The organism is Streptomyces sp. NPDC088252 (assembly GCF_044740965.1).
Lineage (GTDB): Bacteria > Actinomycetota > Actinomycetes > Streptomycetales > Streptomycetaceae > Streptomyces.
Window position 1 is genome coordinate 424,375 of record NZ_JBIURS010000001.1, and the last position, 20,568, is coordinate 444,942.

The 20,568-nt window shown below is 71.8% G+C and carries 15 protein-coding genes; 6 read left to right on the forward strand and 9 right to left on the reverse strand.

Features of this window, described 5'->3' with window-relative positions; genetic code table 11:
- Positions 1 to 128: 128 nt before the first annotated feature.
- The 7 genes from ACIOHC_RS01870 to ACIOHC_RS01900 form a co-directional block, all read right to left on the reverse strand.
- Positions 129 to 1,103 carry a BadF/BadG/BcrA/BcrD ATPase family protein gene (locus tag ACIOHC_RS01870; protein ID WP_351087044.1) on the reverse strand — a complete coding sequence of 325 codons (975 nt, stop codon included), beginning with the start codon at positions 1,101 to 1,103 and terminating at the stop codon, positions 129 to 131.
- Positions 1,094 to 2,359: a 6-phospho-beta-glucosidase gene (locus ACIOHC_RS01875; protein ID WP_401840942.1), complete on the reverse strand. Its 1,266-nt coding sequence runs from the start codon at positions 2,357 to 2,359 to the stop codon at positions 1,094 to 1,096. Before ACIOHC_RS01875 ends, ACIOHC_RS01870 begins: the two co-directional genes overlap by 10 nt.
- 3 nt (positions 2,360 to 2,362) lie before the next feature.
- Entirely contained in the window at positions 2,363 to 3,265 is a 903-nt protein-coding gene (locus ACIOHC_RS01880) for a carbohydrate ABC transporter permease (RefSeq protein ID WP_351087040.1), read from the reverse strand.
- Between the two features lies 1 nt (position 3,266).
- The gene (locus ACIOHC_RS01885) at positions 3,267 to 4,208 is read right to left on the reverse strand and encodes a sugar ABC transporter permease (protein WP_351087038.1); all 942 of its coding nucleotides are present in this window, start codon (positions 4,206 to 4,208) and stop codon (positions 3,267 to 3,269) included.
- Between the two features lie 7 nt (positions 4,209 to 4,215).
- Positions 4,216 to 5,553: an ABC transporter substrate-binding protein gene (locus tag ACIOHC_RS01890; RefSeq protein ID WP_401840944.1), complete on the reverse strand. Its 1,338-nt coding sequence runs from the start codon at positions 5,551 to 5,553 to the stop codon at positions 4,216 to 4,218.
- A gap of 66 nt (positions 5,554 to 5,619) precedes the next feature.
- Positions 5,620 to 6,843, reverse strand: a complete 1,224-nt coding sequence (locus ACIOHC_RS01895; RefSeq protein ID WP_351087034.1) for an ROK family transcriptional regulator — start codon at positions 6,841 to 6,843, stop codon at positions 5,620 to 5,622.
- 279 nt (positions 6,844 to 7,122) lie between these two features.
- Positions 7,123 to 8,187 carry a mechanosensitive ion channel family protein gene (locus ACIOHC_RS01900; RefSeq protein ID WP_351087032.1) on the reverse strand — a complete coding sequence of 355 codons (1,065 nt, stop codon included), beginning with the start codon at positions 8,185 to 8,187 and terminating at the stop codon, positions 7,123 to 7,125.
- 363 nt (positions 8,188 to 8,550) lie between these two features.
- On the opposite strand from ACIOHC_RS01900, the gene ACIOHC_RS01905 reads away from it, so the two are divergent.
- Positions 8,551 to 9,087: an HNH endonuclease gene (locus ACIOHC_RS01905; protein ID WP_351087030.1), complete on the forward strand. Its 537-nt coding sequence runs from the start codon at positions 8,551 to 8,553 to the stop codon at positions 9,085 to 9,087.
- 180 nt (positions 9,088 to 9,267) lie between these two features.
- On the opposite strand, the gene ACIOHC_RS01910 is transcribed toward ACIOHC_RS01905, so the two are convergent.
- Complete coding sequence (locus ACIOHC_RS01910) at positions 9,268 to 12,291, reverse strand: beta-N-acetylglucosaminidase domain-containing protein (RefSeq protein WP_401840947.1); 3,024 nt, start codon at positions 12,289 to 12,291, stop codon at positions 9,268 to 9,270.
- Positions 12,292 to 12,602: 311 nt separating this feature from the next.
- Here ACIOHC_RS01910 and ACIOHC_RS01915 point away from each other — a divergent pair, with 311 nt between their 5' ends.
- The 5 genes from ACIOHC_RS01915 to alc all read left to right on the forward strand — a co-directional run bounded on the left by ACIOHC_RS01915 (position 12,603) and on the right by alc (position 17,722).
- On the forward strand, positions 12,603 to 12,875 hold the full coding sequence (locus ACIOHC_RS01915) for a hypothetical protein (protein ID WP_351078302.1): 273 nt from the start codon (positions 12,603 to 12,605) through the stop codon (positions 12,873 to 12,875).
- A complete protein-coding gene (malQ, locus tag ACIOHC_RS01920; protein ID WP_401840949.1) occupies positions 12,876 to 15,095 on the forward strand; it encodes a 4-alpha-glucanotransferase in 2,220 nt (739 codons plus the stop codon). It begins immediately after the preceding gene.
- 56 nt (positions 15,096 to 15,151) lie between these two features.
- On the forward strand, positions 15,152 to 15,382 hold the full coding sequence (locus tag ACIOHC_RS01925; protein ID WP_351078307.1) for a hypothetical protein: 231 nt from the start codon (positions 15,152 to 15,154) through the stop codon (positions 15,380 to 15,382).
- A gap of 173 nt (positions 15,383 to 15,555) precedes the next feature.
- Entirely contained in the window at positions 15,556 to 16,479 is a 924-nt protein-coding gene (locus ACIOHC_RS01930) for a LysR family transcriptional regulator (RefSeq protein WP_351078309.1), read from the forward strand.
- Between the two features lie 55 nt (positions 16,480 to 16,534).
- Positions 16,535 to 17,722: an allantoicase gene (gene alc / locus ACIOHC_RS01935; protein ID WP_401840951.1), complete on the forward strand. Its 1,188-nt coding sequence runs from the start codon at positions 16,535 to 16,537 to the stop codon at positions 17,720 to 17,722.
- Positions 17,723 to 17,910: 188 nt separating this feature from the next.
- On the opposite strand, the gene pepN is transcribed toward alc, so the two are convergent.
- Positions 17,911 to 20,484 carry an aminopeptidase N gene (pepN, locus tag ACIOHC_RS01940; RefSeq protein ID WP_401840953.1) on the reverse strand — a complete coding sequence of 858 codons (2,574 nt, stop codon included), beginning with the start codon at positions 20,482 to 20,484 and terminating at the stop codon, positions 17,911 to 17,913.
- Positions 20,485 to 20,568: the final 84 nt, after the last annotated feature.

The window sequence follows — 20,568 nt, forward strand, 5'->3', positions numbered from 1 at the left end:
CCCCATTTTGTTCCCCAGATTTACCCGGCGGGGGGTGGGGGGGCCCCGGGGGGGCGGTTTCGGGCCCCCCCCCGGGGGGGGGCGGGGCGGGGGCCCCCCCCCACGCCCCTGGGCGGAGACGGACCGGATCAGCCGTACTGCGCACGCAGCCTCTCGTGCACCGAGGCGCCCGCCCCGGTGTGGTCCAGGCCGAGCAGCGCGGCCCCGAGCACCGGTGGCTCCGTCACCACCCGGATCACCGCCTTCGGGGCACGTACCGCGAGGAGTTCGGCGATCCGGTCGTCCAGCTGCGGGTGACGGGCCGCCAGCACCCCGCCGCCCAGCACCACCGGCGCCTCCTCGTCCAGCAGACCGAGCCTGCCCAGCGCGACCGACGCCATCGCGACGACCTCCTGCGCCAGCCGGTCCACCAGCGCGCCCGCCACCGGGTCACCGGCCGCCGAGGTCGCGAAGAGCACCGGAGCCAGCTCGTGCCGCCGTTCGAACTCGACATGCCCCAGATGCAGCGCCTCGATCAGCGCGTACATCGAGCCGAGACCGAAGTGTCCGGGCAGCGTCCGGGCCAGCTCGGTCGGCTCACCGCGGCCGTCCTCGGCCCGCGCGGCGAACCACATCGCCTCCTCGGCCAGCCCCGCACCGCCGCCCCAGTCACCGGATATCCGGCCGATGGCCGGGAAGCGCGCGGTCCGCCCGTCCGGCACCATGCCGACACAGTTGATCCCCGCGCCGCAGACCACGGCCACCCCCCGGGGCTCGTCCACCCCCGCGCGCAGGATCGCGAAGGTGTCGTTGCGTACCTCGACCGTGGCACCCCAGCCACGCGCGGCCAGCGCCCGGGCCAACTGCTCCTCCTCCACCGGGAGGTCGGCGTTGGCGAGACAGGCCGACACATGTGTGACGGCACCGGCCGGCACGCCGGACAGCTCCAGCGCCTGCCCGACGGCCGCGCCGAGAACGTCGACGGCCGCCTCGATCCCGACGGCCGGCGGCTGGAAGCCACCGCCGCGTCCCGTCGACAGAATCGTTCCGTCCGCACCGATCAGGGCCACATCGGTCTTGCTGTTCCCCGCATCGATCGCGAGGACCGAAGCGTTCACGCCCACGCCAGGTGCTCCCGGTTGTGCGCGACGAGCTTGTCCGTGAGCGCCTCGGCGTACTCGAACTGACCGATCAGCGGGTGCGCGAGCAGTGCCTTGAACACCCGGTCCCTTCCTCCACGCAGCGCCGCCTCCAGGGCGAGGTCCTCGTACGCCGTCACGTTGGCGATCAGGCCGGCGTACAGCGGGTCCAGCTCCGGCACGGCGAGCGGCGTGGCACCCGTCCCGTCGACCCGGGCCTGCACCTCGATCACGGCGTCGTCCGGCAGGAAGGGCAGCGTCCCCTTGTTGTACGTGTTGACCACCTGCACCGGGCTGCCGCCCGAGCCGAGCAGTGAGGACGCCAGGTCGACGGCCGCCTCCGAGTAGAAGGCGCCGCCGCGCTTGGCGAGCAGCGCGGGCTTCTCGTCCAGCGCCGGGTCGCCGTACATGGCGAGGAGTTCCTTCTCCATCGCGGCCACCTCGGCCGCCCGGGACGGCTTGGTGCCGAGCTCCCGTACGACCTCGTCGTGCGCGTAGAAGTAGCGCAGGTAGTACGAGGGGACGACGCCGAGCCGGTCGACGATCGCGCGCGGCATGCGCAGATCGCCCGCGATGGTGTCGCCGTGCTCGGCGAGCAGCCTCGGCAGGACGTTCTCGCCGTCCGGGCCGCCGAGGCGGACACCGAGCTCCCAGGTCAGATGGTTGAGCCCGACGTGGTCGAGATGCACCTCGGCGGGCGTGACGTCGAGGAGCCGGGCGAACTTCCGCTGGAAGCCGATCGCCACGTTGCACAGGCCGACGGTCTTGTGCCCGGCCTGGAGCAGCGCCCGGGTGACGATGCCGACCGGGTTGGTGAAGTCGATGATCCAGGCGTTCGGATTGGTGCGGCGGACCCGCTCGGCGATGTCCAGGACGACCGGGACGGTGCGCAGCGCCTTGGCGAGGCCGCCGGCCCCGGTGGTCTCCTGGCCGACGCAGCCGCACTCCAGCGGCCAGGTCTCGTCCTGGTTGCGGGCGGCCTGGCCGCCGACGCGCAGCTGGAGCAGGACGGCGTCGGCGTCGGCGACGCCCGCGTCGAGGTCCGAGGTGGTGACGATCCGCCCCGGGTGGCCCTGCTTGGCGAAGATCCGCCGGGCGAGGCCGCCGACGAGTTCGAGGCGGTCGGCCGCCGGATCGACGAGCACGAGCTCCTCGATCGGCAGCGTGTCCCGCAGCCGGGCGAAGCCGTCGATCAGTTCAGGTGTGTAGGTGGACCCGCCACCAACTACTGCGAGCTTCATAGGTCAGCCCTTTACTCCGGTCAGTGTGACGCCCTCGACGAAAGCCTTCTGGGCGAAGAAGAAGACGAGGATCACGGGGGCCATGACCAGTACGGTCGCGGCCATGGTCAGGTTCCAGTCGGTGTGGTGTGCGCCCTTGAAGGATTCCAGGCCGTAACTGAGCGTCCAGGCGGCCGGGTTCTCGGAGGCGTAGATCTGTGGGCCGAAGTAGTCGTTCCAGGCGTAGAAGAACTGGAAGAGGGCGACAGCGGCGATGCCCGGCCTGGCCATCGGCACGACGACCTTCATCAGCGTGCGGAACTCACCGCAGCCGTCGACCTTCGCCGCGTCGAGGTACTCGTTCGGGATGGTCAGCAGGAACTGCCGCAGCAGGAAGATGGAGAACGCGTCGCCGAAGGCCATCGGGATGATCAGCGGCCAGAGCGTGCCGGACATGTCCAGCTGCTTCGCCCAGAACAGATACATCGGGATGACGACGACCTGCGGCGGCAGCATCATCATCGAGATGACGAGCATCAGCGACAGATGCCGCCCCCGGAAGCGGAACTTGGCCAGCGCGTACGCCACGGGCAGCGACGACACGACGGTGAGCACCGTGCCGAGCCCCGCGTACAGCAGGGTGTTCTTCCACCAGGTCAGAAAGCCCGGAGTGTCGAACACCTTCTTGTAGTTGCTCCACTCGAAGGGGTGCGGCCACAGATCGCGGGTCAGCGCCTGCTGGTCGCTCATCAGCGAGGTGAGCAGCAGGAAGACGAACGGCAGCACGAAGAAGAGTGCGGCGGCGACGCCGAGCGCGTGCACGGCGATCCAGTTCAGCAGCGCCTTGCGGCGTGCCGTGCGCTCGGCCGGGGTGGCCGGTTCGGTCGCCGGGTCGGCCGCCTTCAGGGTGTCGAGAGCCTGCGCCACGTCACTCACCTGCCTGGATCAGCCCGCTGCGGCGCCGCATCAGCAGTGCGGTGAACGCCATGGCGAGTACGAAGAGAACGAGCGCGACCACGCAGGCGGAGCCGTAGTCGAAGCGCTGGAAGCCGAGGTTGTAGACGAGCTGCGGAAGCGTCAGTGTCGACTTGTCGGGGTAACCCGGCTCGAACTGCTGCCCGGATCCGCCCATCACACCCGAGGCGACCTTCCCCGCCACGAGTGGCTGGGTGTAGTACTGCATCGTCTGGATGATCCCGGTGACCACGGCGAACATCACGATCGGCGAGATGTTCGGCAGGGTGACGAAGCGGAACCGCTGGAACGAGGACGCCCCGTCCAGCTCCGCCGCCTCGTACTGCTCCTTCGGTACGTCCAGCAGCGCGGCCATGAAGATCACCATCAGGTCCCCCACGCCCCACACCGCGAGCGCGGTCAGCGCCGGCTTGGACCAGGTGGCGTCGGTGAACCAGCCCGGCGTGGGCAGCCCCAGATCGCCGAGGATCGAATTGACCGGCCCCGTTCCCGGGTTGAGCAGGAAGACGAAGCCGAGGGTCGCCGCGACCGGCGGGGCGAGATACGGCAGGTAGAACAGGGTGCGGAAGACCCCGGTACCCGTCTTGATCCTGGTGATCAGCAGCCCGACACCGAGGCCGAACACCACCCGGCAGGTCACCATGACCACGACCAGCCAGAGCGTGTTGCGCAGGGCGGGCCAGAACAGCGGATAGTCGTTGAAGACGAACGACCAGTTCTTCAGCCCGCTGAATTCAGGGGCCGCGAAACCGTCGTAGCTGGTGAAGGAGAAATAGAGCGTGGAGATCAGCGGGTAGGCGAAGAAGACGCCGAACCCGATCAGCCACGGCGACATGAAGGCCGCCGTCCGCAGCGCCGACCGGCGGCGCTTCGAGCGGAGTGTGTATGTGCTCATCGCTGGTCTACTTCGCCTGGGCGATGGCCGCGTCGATTTCCTTGGCGGTCTTCTCCAGACCCGCCTTGATGTCCGTCTGCTTGCCCTTCTCGATGTCGAATCCGAGGTTCTGCAGGGACACCAGGTACGCGCCGCCGTTCACCGAGGGCGGGGTGGTGGTGCTGTTCGGGTCCGCGGCGATGTCCAGGAACGTCTTGAACCGCGGGTCGTACTTCAGCTTCGGCGACTTCAACGCCTCCAGCGTGGACGGCACATTGTGAATGGCGTTGGCGAAGCCGACCACCGCGTCGGTGTCGGTCGTCATGAACTTCACCAGCTCCCACGCCGCGTTCTGCTTCTGCGAGGTGGTGGCGATGCCGGCGATGGTGCCGGTCAGATAACCCTTGCCGTAGGTGTCGGCCTGGTCGTCGGCGACGGGCATCGGGGCGACCCCGATCTCGAACTTCGGCTTGGTCTCCTCGGCCATCCCGAGCCGCCACTCGCCGTCCAGCTGCATGGCCACCTGGCCGGTGTGGAACGGGTGCTTGGCGCCCCACTCGTCACCGAACGCCGTGCGGTAGGTCTCCAGCTTCTCGTAGCCGCCCAGGTCGTCGACCAGCTTCTTCTGGGCGGCGAGCATGGTGGCGAACGCCGGGTCCTCGGTGATGTTCGACTTGCCGTCCGCGTCGAAGTACTTCGGGTCCCAGCTGCCGAGGTAGTGCTCGGTCGTCGACTCGTAGCCGTGGTAGTTCGGCATGAAGCCGAGCTGCTCGTACGAGTCGCCCTTGGTCTTCGTCAGCTTCTTGGCGTCCCTGGCGAACTCCGACCAGGTCTTCGGCGGACCGCTGATGCCGGCGGCCTCGAACGCGTCCTTGTTGTAATAGAGGCCGTACGCGTCACCGAGCAACGGCACGGTGCAGCGCACCCCGTCGAACTGCGTGTACTCGTTCATCGCCTTCGGGAAGGTCTTGTCCGGGTCGATCCCGTCCTTCTTCAGGAAGGGGTTCAGATCGACGAACGCCTTCGACGAGCAGAACTTGCCGACATTGTTCGTGGTGAACGACGAGACGACGTCCGGGGCGTTCGAACCGCCCGCCCGCAGTGCCTGGTTGATCTTGTCGTCGGTCATGTTTCCGACGATCTTCACATGGATGTTGGGGTGCGCCTCGGTGAAGGCGTCGACCGTGGCCTTGATTCCCGCGACCTCGTTCGGGGCACTCCAGCCGTGCCAGAAATTGATGGTCGTCTCCTTGGACGCGTCATCATTGGCACCGGAGTTGCTCTGACCTGTACAGGCGGAGGCGAACAGCGATAGCGCGGCGGTCGCGGCGAGCGCGGCGGCCGACTTCCGGCGGTTTCCGGACATGGCGGTGTCTCCCGATGAAGGTGGGGAAGGAGCAGGGCGAGAGGGAAGGAAGCGGTGGAAGGGGGGTCAGCGCGACGTGTCGAAGACTTCGTCACGGGTGGTGGCGAGCGCGCTCTCCAGCGCGCCGCGCAGTACAGGGCGGTGCGTCACCTCACCGGTGATCAGCCGGGGCCGGGAGGCGGCCAGCTCGACGAGTTCCGACTCGACCCGCCCACGCAGCTGTTCCCCGCCGGCCGCGAGCAACTCACCCGACAGCACGACGAGTTCCGGGTCCAGCACGGCGATCATGGAGGCGAGGCCGGTCGCGAGTCCGGTGGCGAACAGATCCAGCAGCCGGGGGTACGGGCCGTCCTCGCCCGACTCCGCGGCCTCGGCGGCCCGGGTGACGAGCCGGGCCGCGACCTCGTGATGCGTGCCCGAGGCCCGGCTCAGCTCGTCGTCGATGCCGAGCTCCCTGGCCAGCCGGGACAGCACCTGGGCGCCCGCCAGCTCCTGGAACCCGCCCGCGTTCACCTTGGTGACCTGGCGGACCAGCGGGGCTCCCGGCACCGGGAGGAAACCGACCTCGCCGGCGCCACCGGTGAAGCCGCGGTGCAGCCGCCCGTTGATGACGAGGGCGGCACCGAGCCCCTCCTCGTTCCACAGCAGGACGAAGTCGTCGTGCCCGCGCGCCGCGCCGCGCCGTTGTTCGGCCACCGCGACCAGGTTCACGTCGTTCTCGTACTCGACCGGCATCGGCAGGAAGGCCGCCAGCTCGTTCAGCAGCGCGGGGGAGTGCCAGCCGGGCAGGTGCGAGGCGTAGCGCAGCCGCCCGGTACCGGGGTCGAAGGCGCCCGGAGTGCCGATGACGACCCGGTGCACATCGGAGCGGGTGAGCCCGGCGTCCTTGACCGCCCCGTCCAGCGCGTCCGCCACCTGCCGCACCACGGAGTCGGCGCGCCGCCCCGGGGTGCGCAGCTCGAACTCCCCGACCGTCTCTCCGGTCACATCGGCGACGGCGGCCACGATCCGGTGGGCGCTGACATCCAGCCCCGCGACATGGGCGGCCCGCGCGTTCACCGCGTACAGCTGGGCATTGGGCCCCGGCCGCCCCGCCACGGTCCCGGTCGCGACGACCAGGCCGGCCGCCTCCAGTCGCGCCAGCAGCTGCGACGCGGTGGGCTTGGAGAGCCCCGTCAGCTTCCCGATCCTGGTCCGGGACAGGGGCCCGTGCTCCAGCAGCAGATCGAGGGCGGCCCGGTCGTTCATGGCGCGCAGAACGCGAGGGGTACCCGGTGTGGTTCCGGCCATGAGCACTGCACCCGCCCTCTGTTAGGAAAGTTTCCTATTCGGTGAGAGGACGGTATGCGCACGTCACCGGGCCGTCAATGGGCAGCGCTCCGGTGGCTACCAAAGCGTTACCTGGGGCGCGTACGGAATGCGGGGGTTCTTGCCGATGCCTTCCCAAGCAGGGTGTGGGGGAACCGAGTTGCGGTCACGCCGCCTCGCTCACGGGCATACGGGCGAGGGGCGCTCCGCGCGAGGGGCGCCCCTCACTCGCCCGGCCGAACGCGCACGGCCCGGCCGGTCCTACTTCGAGAGGTTCGGCGGGGGGATCGGAGTCGCGGCCAGGGACTGCGGGGAGGTCGCCGAGGCGTACGCCGACGGGGCCGCCATCGCGGCCGTCGGATCGGCCGCCGAAGGCTCGTCCGCCGGGGCCGGGACGCCGCCGACCATCCGGATGCCCGCCTCGTCGAAGGCACGCTTGATCCGCCAGCGCAACTCGCGCTCCACGCCCAGCGCCTTGCCCGGCATTGTCTTCGCGGTCAGCCGGACCGTCATCGAGTCCAGGAGCACGGAGTCCAGGCCCAGGATCTCCACGGGGCCCCACAGCCGCTCGTTCCACGGGTCCTCCTTGGCCATCGCCGCAGCGGCCTCGTCGATGACCGTACGGACCTTGTCGAGGTCCTCCGTGGGGCGCACCGTCACATCGACGCCCGCCGTCGACCAGCCCTGGCTGAGGTTGCCGATCCGCTTCACCTCGCCGTTGCGGACGTACCAGATCTCGCCGTTGTCGCCGCGCAGCTTGGTGACCCGCAGACCGACCTCGATGACCTCGCCGGCGGCGACGCCCGCGTCGACGGTGTCGCCCACGCCGTACTGGTCCTCCAGGATCATGAAGACACCGGAGAGGAAGTCGGTGACCAGATTGCGGGCACCGAAACCGAGCGCCACACCGGCCACACCGGCGGAGGCGAGCAGCGGGGCCAGATTGATCTGGAACGCGCCGAGGATCATCAGGGCGGCCGTGCCGAGGATCAGGAACGACGCGACGGAGCGGAGTACCGAACCGATCGCCTCGGAGCGCTGACGACGACGTTCCGCATTGACCAGCAGCCCGCCCAGCGCGGTGCCCTCCACCGCCTGGGCGCTGCGGTTCATCCGGTCGATGAGCTTGGTGAGGGCACGGCGGATCGCGATGCGCAACACGACCGCGACCGCGGCGATGAGCACGATGCGCAGACCGGTGCTCAGCCAGGTGGACCAGTTCTCCTCCACCCAGCCCGCGGCGTTGCCGGCCTGCTCGGCGGCCTCGTCCAACGAGGTCCCGGCCCCGGGTGACGGAGTTGCGGCCAACAGGGCGGACAGGGACACGGTGGAACCTCCAGGTGGGCGACGGCGGACCAACCACACTAACGGGGCATCGGGAGTGCTCCGTTGCCGTGAGCAAGGGGGACACACGTCCAGGAAGGGTGAAACGGGAGCGGGGAAGAGGTAGGGGGCGGGGCCCGTACGGGTGGCGTGTGGCCGATCGCACACCGGGCCGGGCCGCCCCGGCCTGGGCCCCGAAGCGCCTGTTCCGCCGGGCAGGGACGGTGCCGGCCCCGGCGAGCGGGGAAAAATCCTCCCGGCCCGTTACCTGCACGTGGTGGCGCTTCGACCAGGCGTGAGGAGAAACTGAGATCGGATCGTCCCGGCGCGAGCCACGCGCCGCCGGCGTACAAGGAGGCATCCACCGTGCCGCATGTCCTGGTTCTCAACGCGTCGTACGAGCCGCTCGGCGTCGTACCGCTCCGCCGCGCGCTCGTCCTCGTGCTCGAAAACAAGGCCGTCTGTCTTGAGGAGTCGGGCGCCTTCATGCACAGTGCCACCCGGGCCGTTCCGGCCCCCAGCGTCGTCCGCCTGAAGCGGTTCGTACGGGTTCCCTACCGGGGGCCCGTCCCACTGACCCGCAGGGCGCTGTTCGCCCGGGACGGGGGGCGCTGCATGTACTGCGGTGCCACCGCGACCAGTGTCGACCACGTCATTCCGCGCAGTCGCGGCGGACAGCACGCCTGGGACAACGTGGTGGCGGCCTGCCGCCGCTGCAATCACGTCAAGGCGGACCGGCACCTGCCGGAGCTCGGCTGGCGGCTGCACCAGCAGCCCGCCCCGCCGACGGGCCTCGCCTGGCGCATCATCGGGACGGGACATCGCGACCCGCGCTGGTTGCCGTACTTGCAACCCTTCGGCGCGGACGACGCCATGGCCCGGATCGACGGCATATCAGCCTGAGGATCCGGGCCTCTGTCGTCCCCGGGGCCGTACCGGGGCCTTCGGGGACGACAGAGGGGCGCCGCCGGGGCGGTCCGTCCCGGCGGCGCCCCAGCGAGCGGGCTTTCGACGCCCTGCGGCCCCGCCTCGGACGCCGCGTGAGGCCGCTCGCCGGTCCGCCCTCCGTCGTGCGCCGGGGCGTTACTCCGTCGCGGCGACGGCGTACGCCTGGACCGACCAGAGGGAGTAGCCGAACTCGGTGGCCCGGCCGTCGCCCTGGATCCTGAGGTAGCGGGTGTCCTTCGCGTCCATCCGGACCGACTCGCGCCCGCCCCGTCCGTCGCGCACGGTCGCCGCCGTGCGCCAGTTGCGGCCGTCCGCGGAGACCTGGACGCGGTAGCGGGAGGCGTACGCGTCCTGCCAGTGCAGCACCACCTGGCCGAGCCGGGCCGGCCGCGGCAGTTCCGCCTGCCACCAGGCGCCGTCCTCGACCGGTGAGGACCAGCGGGTCGCCGGATCACCGTCGGAGGCGGCCGACGCCGGGAAGTCCGGGGTCTCGTCGCCGGACGAGGAGGCGGTGGCGGTGCGCACCAGGTCGGGGCCCGCCGTGCGCGGGTACGCCCGGACGGTGAGTGTGCTGCGCTCTTCACCGAAGCTGAACGGCACCTCGTACTCACCGGCCGGGGTGTCCGCGGGGACCGTGATCTCGACGGGAACGTCCGTGCGGGAGCCACGCGGCACCCGCGTCTGCTTCGGCACGCTCACCTCGATGCCCTCGGGCGCCCGCGCGGTGAGCGCGCCGCGCACCTCGGCGGGGCGCCGGGCGGCCAGCCGCGCCTCGACCCGCTGCGGTGCGCCACCGATCTCGACGTCCGTCTCGTCGCGTGCCAGGTCGAGCCGGGCGGCGGGCTCGTCGCCGAACCACGGCACGAGCGCGCGCACCTGCGGGGGCCGGGCCGACGCGTTGCCGGGAGTGCCGGTTCCCGTCCGGCCGCCCGGGACGAACGGCGACCTCGGGCCCGTGACCACCGACGGCACGGACGGGCCGCCCACGGGCCAGCTGATCCGGATCGCGTCGGCCCGCAGCCCCCTGGCCGGCGTCTGGGTCCAGCCGGTCGCCGACAGGTCGCCGAGGCGGCGCCAGCCCTCGCCGGGCACATGGGCCTCCAGCGTGGCACCGGCCACCGAGCCGCCGGGCACGGTCATCGCCGTCACGGTCTCCACCGGGCGCGAGCGGTTCAGCCGGACCGTATGGCTGCCCGGGGCCTCGGTCACCGTACCGACGCCGCGGTCCGCGCCCGTCCAGGCATCCGCCTCCTTGCGCACCCGGTCCAGGAACGGGCCCAGCACGCCCTCGCCGACCGTCGCACCGCTCGCCTTCGTGGCCCCGCGCACCGGCTCCAGCGCCAGCGAGGCCCGCCAGGCGGCGGCACCGTCACCGCGCGACTGGGCCTCCAGCAGATCGACGGCCAGTCCGCCCGCCCGGCCGTACCGGGACAACTGCTCCGTCCACGGCCGCACCTCGTCGTCGAGGCGGCCGTCGCCCACCGCCTTCAGACGCTGCGGGGTCTCCCGCATCACGGTGAAGGCCTCGCGCAGCGCGCGCGCCGCACCGGCCCGCGCCGTGGCGTCGGTCGTCGCACGGGACTTCCAGAACGCGGCCAGCAGCGGCCGCAGATACGCCGACTCGTCGCCGCCCAGGACGGACGCCGCGCTGTTCCCGGCCAGCGCGCGCAGCGCGTCCCCGGTGCGGGCGTCACCGCCCGCCAGATCGTCGATCGCCGCCTGCCAGGATTCCCGCGGCCGGTAGCCCTGAGGGTTCCAGGCGAAGTCGGCGGCGGTGAACAGCGGAATGCGGGACGCGGACGACTGCTCCATCGCGTTGGCCAGCAGCGCCGCGGAACCCGCCGCCACCGCCGGGTCGCGGCCGGTGTACGGGCCGAGGAAGATGCGGTCCTGCGCGTAGTCGTTGACCGGGTAGTTGTCCATCGTGACCAGCGGATGCCGGAACGCGGCACGGGCACCGCCCAGTTCCTCGCCGGTGATGGTCCGCGGCACGACCCCGACACCGGTCCAGGCGATCTGGACCCGGTCGTCCAGTTCCTCGGCCAGCGCCGTGCGGTAGTCGGTCGCCCCGTCCTGGTAGAACTCCGTCGGCATCACCGACAGCGGCTCCGCCCCCGGATGACGGTCCGCGAGATGCCGCGCCACCTCGCTCGCCACCCGTGCCTGCGCGCGGGCCGCCGCCTCGGGGCCGCTGCCGAAGGCGTCGGCGTCGCCGCCGCAGTGCCACTCGCTGTAGCTGACGTCCTGGAACTGCAGCTGGAAGGCGCGCACCCCCAGTGCCCACATCGCGTCGAGCTTTCGCGTCAGCGCCTTCACGTCGGAGGCGGACGACATGCACATGGCCTGTCCGAGGGCGACGGCCCAGCCGAGCGTCACGTGCTCGGCGCGGGCCCGCTCGGCCAGCGCCCGGAAGTCGGCGCGCCGGTCGGCGGGGTACGGGTCGCGCCAGCGGGCCTGCCGGTACGGGTCGTCGCCCGCCGCGTACAGATACCTGTTCTGCTTCGTACGCCCCATGAAGCCGATCTGCGCCAGCCGTTCCGCCCGGGTCCACGGCTGCCCGTAGAAGCCCTCGGTCATCCCGCGGACGGCGGTGCCGGGCCAGTCCCTGACGGTGACCCCGGCGACGCCTCCGTCCCGGATCAGCTGACGCAGCGTCTGTACACCGTGGAAGAGGCCGTCCTCGCCGACGCCCTCCACGGCGACGGTGTCCCGGCCCGCGAACCGGCCGACCGCGAGGCGGTAGCCGCCGGGGGGCAGATCCCCGCGCGCGGGGGCGCGCAGTGTGCGCAGGGCGTCCCGGGCGCCGTCGCCGTCGAGCCGGATGACGGGGCCGCGGCCCGGCAACGCCTCGTGGACGGTCCGTACGCCCGCGTCCCGCAGGACCTGCCGCAACGCGTCCACGGCGTACGGATCGACGTGCGCGTCGGCCACGAGCGTGACCTCGCCGGCGAGCGGCACGGACGGCCCGGACGCCTTGATGGACCGGGGGCGGGGCCACACCGGGGGCACGGCGCCGTCGTCGGCGCGGTCGGGCGTGGTGACGGTGGGGGAGCCGGGCGCCGACGGGGCCGCGACGGCGGCCGGGGTGCCCGTGGAGAGCAGACCGCCGAGTACGGCGACCGCGACGGCCGTTGCCTGCTTTCCGCGCCTGAGCCGCATCGCTCTTCTCCCTCGCTTCCCTCGCACGGGCTCCGAGCCCACCACCCGCGCGCGAGGGTGTCAATGCGGGTGGTTGTTGTGCCGCAAATGCCCGATGCGGCAGATGGGGTGAGGGATGACCGGGAGTCGGCGGCGACGCCAAGGATGACGCCGAATGGCCGAAAAGAGCGGACAACTTACGGAGAACCGGCCGCCGGGGAACGGAATGTGACCCAGAGCACGTTGAACTCGTTGTGGTAACGCCTACGTCTGCGGTCGAGCCCGCCGGGTAGGCGCCCTGTGTCCTGTTCCGCCACGGCCAGGAGGCCGCCATGCCCGCTGCCGCGCAGCTCCTGCTCTCCGCCCTCTCCCGACAGGTGTCCGCTCCCGCCCCGCCGCCCGCCGCCTTCCCGGGCCCCGCGACCGGCCCCGGCCCGCTGACGAGCGAGCCGCCGCTCGCCGACGCGATACCTCTCACCAGCGAGCCGCCGCTCGCCGACGCCACCCCGCTGACCAGCGAACCTCCTCTCGCCGTCAACGCCCCGCTGACCAGCGAACCGGCCTTGTCCGGCAACGCGTGGGGCATGGAGTCCCCAGGAGTCTGAATGGGCCTGTCCCGGCTCGCCGCACTGCACGGCGTCGCCACTTCCTACTCCCCGTCCGCCGATGCCACGGTGGCCGTTGCCGACGACACGGTCGTCGCCGTGCTCGCCGCGCTCGGGGTGGACGCCGCCACGCCCGAAGCCGTACGGGAATCACTCGCCGCCGCCGAGTCCTCGGCCGCGGCCCGGCTGCTCCCGCCGACGCTGGTGGTGTGGGCGGGGGAGCCGCTGCCCCGGGCCCTGACCGCCCTGCCGTCCGGCACCGTGCTGCACATCGGACTGGAGGACGCCGGATCGCCCCCGCTCCCGCGGATGAGTGTCCGGCCCGACCGGCCGGAACCGGCCGTTTCGGGACGAGCCGCCGTCGACGCGGGTGCGGGCATGGGCACGGGCGGGAACACGGCCGCGGACGTGGGCGCCGGGGCAGGTGCGGGTGTGTCCCCGGCCCCCGCCTGGTGGGTCGAACCGCCGCTCGGGGTGCACCGGTTGAGCGTGCGCGTCCCGGACGGCCGGGACGCGAGCTGCACGCTCGTCGTCGCCCCGACCCGGGTGCCGCAGCCGCCCGCCCGCACCCATGGTTTCCTAGTCCAGCTCTACTCCCTGCTCTCCGCCCGCTCCTGGGGCATGGGAGACCTCGGGGACCTCGCGGATCTCGCCGCCTGGTCCGGGCGGACCCTGGGTACCGGATTCGTCCAGGTCAACCCGCTCCACGCCGCCGTGCTCGGCGACCCCACCGACCCGTCCCCGTACCGCCCGTCGTCGCGGCGCTTCCCCGACCCCGTCCATCTGCACGTCGAGTCCGTCCCCGAGTACGGGCACGTGCCGGACCGGGGCGCGCTCGACGATCTGCGGCAGGACGCGGCGACCCTCGGCGACACCGTCCTGAACAAGGGCGCCCTGATCGACCGGGACGCCGTCTGGGAACTCAAGCGCCAGGCCCTCGAACTCGTGGTGGACGTGCCCCTCACACCCGGCCGCCGCGCCGCGTACTGCGACTTCCTGGCCGAGCAGGGACAGGCCCTGGAGGACCACGCCCTGTGGTGCGCCCTCGCGGAGCTGCACGGCTCCGACTGGCACAGCTGGCCGGCCGCGCTCCGCGACCCCCGCTCCCAGGCGACCGCCCACGCCCGCCGCGAGCTGATGGACCGGGTCGACTTCCACTGCCGGCTCGCCTGGCTGACCGACAGCCAGCTGGCCGCCGCCCAGCGCGCCGCCCTGGACGCCGGAATGGCCGTCGGCATCGTCCACGACCTCGCCGTCGGAGTGCACCCCGGCGGCGCCGACGCCTGGGCCGAGCAGGACGCCCTCGCGCACGGCATGTCCATCGGCGCACCCCCGGACGCCTTCAACGCCCGCGGTCAGGACTGGGGCCTGCCGCCCTGGCGCCCCGACGCCCTCGCCGCGTCCGGCTACGCCCCGTTCCGCGGGCTGCTGCGCGGACTCCTCGCCCACGCGGGCGCCCTGCGCATCGACCACGTCATGGGGCTGTTCCGGCTCTGGTGGGTGCCCGAGGGGCGTCCGCCCACCGAGGGCACCTACGTCGGTCACGACGCCGAGGCGATGCTCGCCGTCCTCGTCCTGGAGGCGCACCGGGCCGGCGCGGTCGTCATGGGGGAGGACCTCGGCACCGTCGAACCGGGGGTGCGCGAGGCGCTGGCGCGGCGCGGCGTGCTCGGCACCTCCGTGCTCTGGTTCGAACGCGACTGGGCGGGCTCCGGGCGCCCCCTGCCTCCCGAGGAGTGGCGCGAGGGCTGCCTGGCCACCGTCACCACACACGATCTGCCGTCCACCGCCGCCCGGCTGACCGGCGACCACGTGAGACTGCGCCATCGCCTCGGCCTGCTCGCCGGCGGCCTCGCGGAGGAAGTGACGGCCGACGCGACCGACACCGCCGAGTGGCTGGGGTATCTCGCCCGGCTCGGTCTGCTGCCGGAGGGGGAGGGCGACGAGGAGGGTGCCGTCCGCGCCGTGCACCGCTTCCTGCTGCGCACCCCCGCCCGCATGGTCGGGGTCTGGCTGCCCGACGCGCTCGGCGACCGCCGCCCGCAGAATCTCCCCGGAACCTGGGACCAGTACCCCAACTGGCGTCTGCCCGTGGCCGACGCGGAAGGCCACCCCGTCGCCCTGGAGGAGCTGGCCGTCGCACCCCGTCTCCACCGGCTGATGGAGGCCCTCGCGCCCCGCGAGGCACCCCCGGAGTCCCGACCGGAACCCCGCCCATGACCTCGTACAGCACCCCCGGGCGCGCGCCCGTTCCCGGCGTTCGCTACGTTTGCACCGTGGACAAGAAGAACGCTATGCGCGCCGGCGCCGTCGCGGCCGGAACGACGCTGATGATGCTGCTCATGTCGTCCCCCGCGCTCGCGCTCACCCGCGACGCCGGTGACGACCCCGGTCCGGGCCTGAGCGCGATGGAGACCATCGGTCTGTACGTCGTGGCCCCGATCGCCCTGTTCGTGGTCATCGCGGGCCTGGTCATGATCTTCGACAAGTCCAAGAAGCAGGCCTGAGGGCAGTCCCTCAGGGAGAAGCCGGAGATCCCGGCCGGGCTCGCGCCACACTCTGCGGCACGCCCCCGGCACCGGGGCCCGCACCGCGTGCGCCGCAGGTACCCCGTACCGTGCGGCGCACAGGCGTGTCCGGGCCCGGGTGCCCCGTCCCGGGGCCCGGGTAGGTTGCGGCCATGATCGAGTGGGACGTCAAGAAGCTCCGCATCCTCCGCACCCTGCGTGACCGGGGCACGGTCACCGCGACCGCCGAGGCCCTGCTGATGACCCCGTCCGCGGTCTCGCAGCAGCTGTCCAACCTGTCGGGACAGCTCGGCGTACCGCTGCTGGAGGCGCAGGGCCGACGGGTCCGTCTCACCGACGCCGCGCATCTCGTGCTGCGTCACGCCGAAGCCGTCTTCGCCCAGCTGGAGCGCGCCGACGCGGAACTGACCGGCTACCTGCGCGGCGAGGCCGGAGAGGTGCGGATCGGGGCGTTCTCCACGGCGGTACCCGCCCTCGTCGTGCCCGCGATCCAGCGGCTGCGCGCCGAGGAACGCCCGGGACCGGACGTACGGGTGCGGGAGGCGGAGGCCGCACAGGCGTACGAACTCCTGGTCGCCGGTGAGGTGGATCTCGCGCTGTCCCTCGCCGCGCACGCCCCGACGGCCCGCGATCCCCGGTTCGCCGTGCTGCCCCTGCTGGCGGATCCGCTGGACGTGGCGCTGCCCGCGGATCACCACCTCGCCGCGGCCCCCGCCCTCCGGCTGGCGGACCTGTCCGGCGACCCCTGGATCTACGGCGGCTCCGGCCCCTGGTCGCAGATCACGACGGCCGCCTGCGAGGCCGCCGGATTCGTACCCGAGCAGGCGCACAGCGCCTCCGGCTGGACGGCGATCCTGGCCATGGTCGAGGCGGGCATGGGGGTCGCCCTGATCCCGCGCATGGCGTCGGCGGAACGGCACAGCCGGGGTGGCGTGGTGATGCGCGCCCTCGAAGCCGATCAGCCGCGACGCCATGTGGTGGCGGCCGTACGGCAGGGGGCCGAGCAGGGGCCGGCGGTGGCCCGAGTCCTGGCGGCGCTCACCGAAACAGCCAAAACGTTCAGCTCGGCTGAATAAATGATGCAAAAACTTTCGATGGACCTAATGGGTTGTTCGCCGCGACAGTGGGCCCATGACCTTCGACGAGAACGAGAACGAGAACGAGAACGAGAACGAGAACGAGAACGAGAACGAGAACGAGAACCAGCAGGAGAACCCCCACGCCAACGACGCGGCCCCGTACGGCGGTGGTGACCCGTACGCCGACTACCGCGCCACCGACCTCCCCTTCACCGAACTCGTCGACCTCGCCGACCGCCGGCTCGGCGCGGGCGTGATCGCCGCCAACGACGAGTTTTTCGCCGAGCGCGAGAACCTTCTCGTCCGGGAGCGCGCGGTCTTCGACCCCGACCACTTCGGTCACAAGGGCAAGATCATGGACGGCTGGGAGACCCGTCGCCGACGCGGGGCGGACGCGGCCCACCCGTTCCCGGCCCCCGAGGAGCACGACTGGGCCCTGATCCGCCTCGGCGCCCCCGGCATCATCCGCGGCATCGTCGTCGACACCGCCCACTTCCGCGGCAACTACCCGCAGCGCGTCTCGATCCAGGCCACGGCCGTCGAGGGTTCGCCGAGCCCCGCCGAACTCCTCGCGGACGACGTGAAGTGGGAGGAGATCGTCCCGCCGACCCCGGTACGCGGCCACGCCGCCAACGGCTTCGAGATCACCGGCGGGCGCCGCTGCACCCACGTCCGCCTCTGCCAGCACCCCGACGGCGGCATCGCCCGCCTCCGCGTCCACGGCGAGGTCCTCCCCGACCCGTCCTGGCTCGCCGCCCTCGGCACGTTCGACCTGATCTCGGTCCTGAACGGCGGCAGTTACGAGGACGCCTCCGACCGCTTCTACTCCTCGCCGACCCAGATCATCCTGCCCGGCACCTCCCGAAAGATGGACGACGGCTGGGAGAACCGTCGCCGCCGGGTCCGTGACACGAACGACTGGGTCCGTTTCCACCTCCCCGCCCAGGGCGCGGTCCGCGCGGTCGAGATCGACACGGCCTACCTCAAGGGCAACGCGGCCGGCTGGATCGCCCTCCAGGGCCGCAACGGCGAGACCGGCGAGTGGTTCGAGATCATCCCCCGCACCAGGCTCCAGCCCGACACCCTCCACCGCTTCCCCCTGCGTGCCCGGGCGATCGTCACCCACGTCCGCCTCGACGCCTTCCCGGACGGCGGAGTCGCCCGGATGCGCCTGCACGGAAGCCTGACGGAGACCGGCGCCGCCGAGCTGACCCGGCGCTACGAGGAGTCGGGCGCGTAACGGCCCGGTGCCCGTCTCCTCCCCGCATCCCCTTCTGCCCCCGCCCGTCGGACGGTTGCGCATCGGTGCCCGCCCGACGGGCGGATTCCATGCGTGCGCACGCGGCGACGGACGAAAAAAGGGGCGGGTACGGTGCCCGGCCCCGCAGGCCGCGCACCGTACCCGCCCCGGCAGTCCGGAGCCCCGGCCTACGAGGCCGCCGCCGCGTCCGCCGCCTGGGCCTTCAGGGCACGCTCCACGCCCGCGCGCGACTCGGACATCAGGCGGCGCAGGGCCGCGGTCGGCCCGGCCGAGGACAGCCAGGCGTCCGTGGCGTCCAGGGTGGCCTGCGAGACCTGGAGGGCCGGGTACAGGCCCACGGCGATCTGCTGCGCCATCTCGTGGCTGCGGGACTCCCAGACGCCCTTGACCGCCGCGAAGAACTTCTCCGTGTACGGGGCCAGCAGCTCGCGCTGGTCGGTCTGGACGAAGCCGGCGATGACCGCCTCCTGGAGGGAGTTCGGCAGCTTGTCGGACTCGACGACCGAGGCCCACGCCTCCGCCTTCGCCTCCTCCGTGGGACGGGCCGCTCGGGCGGTCGCCGCGTGGCGCTCGCCCGCCGCCGTCCTGTCGCGCTCGTACTCGGCGGCGATCTCGTCCTCTTCGAGGAGACCGGCCGCGGCGAGCCGCTCCACGAACGCCCAGCGCAGCTCCGTGTCGACGGCCAGGCCCTCGACCGTCTCCTTGCCGTCGAGCAACGACTGCAGCAGGTCCGTCTGCTGCGGGGTGCGGGCCGTCGCCGCGAAGGCGCGGGCCCAGGCCAGCTGGTGGTCGCTGCCCGGCTCCGCCGCGCGCAGGTGCGCGAGCGTGGCCTCGGTCCACTGCGTCAGCCCGGCCTCGCGCCACTCCGGCGCCGCGTACAGGTCCAGCGCCAGCTTCACCTGGCGGTGCAGCGACTGGACGACGCCGATGTCCGACTCCTTGCCGATGCCGGAGAGCACCAGGGCGAGGTACTCGCGGGTCGCCAGTTCGCCGTCGCGGGTCATGTCCCAGGCGGAGGCCCAGCACAGGGCGCGCGGCAGGGACTCGGTGAAGTCACCGAGGTGCTCGGTGACGACACGCAGCGACTCCTCGTCGAGGCGGACCTTCGCGTACGAGAGGTCGTCGTCGTTGAGCAGGATCACGGCGGGGCGGGCGGTGCCGGCCGGGAACGGCACGGTCGTGCGCGCGCCGTCGACGTCCAGCTCGATGCGGTTCGTACGGACCAGCTTGCCGTTCGCGTCGAGGTCGTAGCAGCCGATCGCGATGCGGTGGGGCCGCAGCGTCGGCTCGCCCTTCGCGCCGGCGGGGAGGGCCGGGGCCTCCTGGAGGACGGTGAAGGACGTGACGTGGCCGTTCTCGTCCGTCTCGACCTCCGGGCGCAGGATGTTGATGCCCGCCGTCTCCAGCCACGCCTTCGACCAGGTCTTCAGGTCGCGGCCGGAGGTCTCCTCCAGCGCGCCCAGCAGATCGGACAGCCGGGTGTTGCCGAACGCGTGCGCCTTGAAGTACGCCTGGACGCCCTTGAAGAACTCGTCCATGCCGACGTACGCCACCAGCTGCTTCAGGACCGAGGCGCCCTTGGCGTAGGTGATCCCGTCGAAGTTGACCAGCACGTCGTCCAGGTCACGGATGTCGGCCATGATCGGGTGCGTGGAGGGCAGCTGGTCCTGGCGGTAGGCCCAGGTCTTCTCGGTGTTGGCGAACGTCGTCCACGCGTTCGGCCACTTCGAGCCCTGTGCGTACGCCTGGCAGGCGACCGAGGTGTACGTGGCGAACGACTCGTTCAGCCACAGGTCGTTCCACCACTCCATGGTGACGAGGTCGCCGAACCACATGTGCGCCAGCTCGTGCAGGATGGTCTCCGCACGCCGCTCGTACGCCGCGTCCGTCACCTTCGAACGGAACACGTACTGGTCGCGGATGGTGACCGCGCCCGCGTTCTCCATCGCGCCGGCGTTGAACTCCGGGACGAACAGCTGGTCGTATTTGGCGAACGGGTAGTCGTAGTCGAACTTCTCCTGGAACCAGTCGAAGCCCTGCCGCGTGACGTCGAAGATCTCGTCCGCGTCGAGGTACTCGGCCAGCGACGGGCGGCAGTAGATGCCGAGCGGAACGGACTGGCCGTCCTTCTCGTAGCTGCTGTGCACCGAGTGGTACGGGCCGACGATCAGCGCCGTGATGTACGTCGAGATGCGCGGCGTCGGCTCGAAGGTCCAGACGTCGTCCTGCGGCTCGGGCGTCGGGGAGTTCGAGATGACCGTCCAGCCCCGCGGCGCCTTCACCGTGAACTGGAACGTCGCCTTCAGATCGGGCTGCTCGAAGCTCGCGAACACGCGGCGCGCGTCCGGCACCTCGAACTGGGTGTAGAGGTACGCCTGCTGGTCGACCGGATCGACGAAGCGGTGCAGGCCCTCACCCGTGTTGGTGTACGAGCAGTCGGCGACGACCTTCAGCTCGTTGGAGCCCGCGGCCAGGTGCGGGAGGGTGATGCGCGAGTCGCGGAAGACGGCCGCGACATCCAGCGCCCTGCCGTTCAGCTCGACCTCGTGCACGGCCGGGGCGACCAGGTCGATGAAGGTCTCCGCACCGGCTTCGGCGGATTCGAAGCGCACGGTGGTGACGGACCGGTAGGTGCCGCCCTCCTGCGCTCCGGAGAGGTCGAGATCGATCTCGTACGCGTCCACGGTCAGCAGGCGCGCCCGCTCCTGTGCCTCTTCGCGGGTCAGATTGGTGCCAGGCACGCGGTCATCTCCTTGGTATGTGACGTTTCCGGTCATCCTTCCATGCGACCTGTGCGCAGCGCGATGTCCGTTTTCCGCCGGACC